A 1,517-nucleotide genomic window follows, 5' to 3' on the forward strand; every position below is an offset into this window, starting at 1 on the left:
ACGTCCTGACCGCCGCCGACCCCCTGCCCACAGACCTACGCGACGCACTCAAGCAGATCCGCAGCCCCGAAGGTGCGCACTAAATTGAGCCAACTCAGGGGGGATACTTAGTCGCCCAATCCCCGAGCTTCAGCTCGTGACGTGGGACGCAGAGGCGGGAGGTATCCGAATCGGATACCTGGGGTCAGACGGGACGCCGTCTGCGTTTGTCCTTCTTCTGCACGATGGTCCACTGCAGCGGGACTTCGTGAAGGTGCTCTTCCATGTGATCAACGAACGGCTGCCTCGGATACCCAAAGCATGATTTGGCTGACCCGCAGTAAGTTGCTTCTACCCGATATAGGGCAGGCCGGTATCGGCGAGGCAGTGGCCGATCCTCAGACGCATTGAGCGGTCCATCGGCAGCGTCTCCACCTCGGCGCGTGGCACCCAGCGGACCTCGGTCGACTCGCTGCTCGGGGTCGGTTCGCCGCTGACGGGGCGGGCTGTGAGGACGATGGAGAACTCCTGCCGGGCCTCGCCGTTCGAGGTGTAGAGGATCACGTGGCGGGGGTCGGTGTAGGTGCCGACGAGGCCGGTGATTTCACAGACGATGCCGGTCTCTTCGAGGGTCTCGCGTACGGCGGCCTGGGGGAGGGATTCGCCGAGGTCGATGGCGCCACCGGGGACGGCCCAGTTGCCGTTGTCGCTGCGGCGGATCATGAGGATGTCCCCGGCGTCGTTGGTGACGACGACGTTGACGGACGGGACGAGGCTGTTCGGCTTGGGTGCGTCAGGGGCGTCGTAGTAGTCGATGCGGCGGGCCACGTCACGACCCTACCGGCGTGGCCTGCTCCCAGACCCGCTCGAAGCTGTCGACATAGGTGGCGACCATGTCCCCGCCTAACACCTTGCGCAGGTGCAGGACAGGGGCGTTGCCGGCGGGCACGCCGTACACGTGAGTGTTGACGAGAAGCTGATCGTCGCCGCGGTAAATGGAGTTGTACAGCACCGTCCGATGAAGCCGAATCTCCACCCCTTTCAGGCCGCGGATGGGCCGGTAGAGGACAAGGACGTTGCGGATCTTGGCGGCCATCCCGTCGTCAATGCCCTCATCCGCGCCGCGTTGGGCGACCTCGGGGCTGTCGGGGTCGCCGAGCAGGATGCGCACCCGTACTCCGGCGGCGGCCTTCTCGCCGAGCATGCGCACGATGCCGGCATCGTCGGCGAGGAACAGGCCGCTGTAGACGAGGACACCGATTTCCTGTGTCGCGGACGCGAACAGACGTCCCCAGGCGTCCCGGGGGACGGCCCAGCGGTGCGGGTAGACGGTGACGATCTCGCTCTCGGACGCCGATGCCACCTGTTCCCGGGTCAGGGCCTCGGGCCACAGGTAACTCTCGTCCATCCCCAGGTGAGCGGCGACGGCATACCGGTGTTTTCGGTACGGTGCGCGGCCTTTGGTGATCCAGCGTTCGACGGTCTTGGGGTCCACCTGGATCGCGGTCGCCAGCTCGGCGATGCTCACCCCGCGTTCC

Annotated in this window: 2 protein-coding genes; both read right to left on the reverse strand. The window is 66.0% G+C overall.

The annotated features are described in order from the left end of the window. Positions 1-330: 330 nt before the first annotated feature. Complete coding sequence (locus FLV34_RS39180) at positions 331-807, reverse strand: NUDIX hydrolase (protein WP_142566102.1); 477 nt, start codon at positions 805-807, stop codon at positions 331-333. Position 808: 1 nt separating this feature from the next. Continuing rightward, on the reverse strand, positions 809-1,517 hold a 709-nt coding region (locus FLV34_RS39185), incomplete at its 5' end, for an XRE family transcriptional regulator (RefSeq protein WP_147945575.1).

The organism is Microbispora sp. CSR-4 (assembly GCF_008033685.1).
GTDB lineage: Bacteria > Actinomycetota > Actinomycetes > Streptosporangiales > Streptosporangiaceae > Microbispora.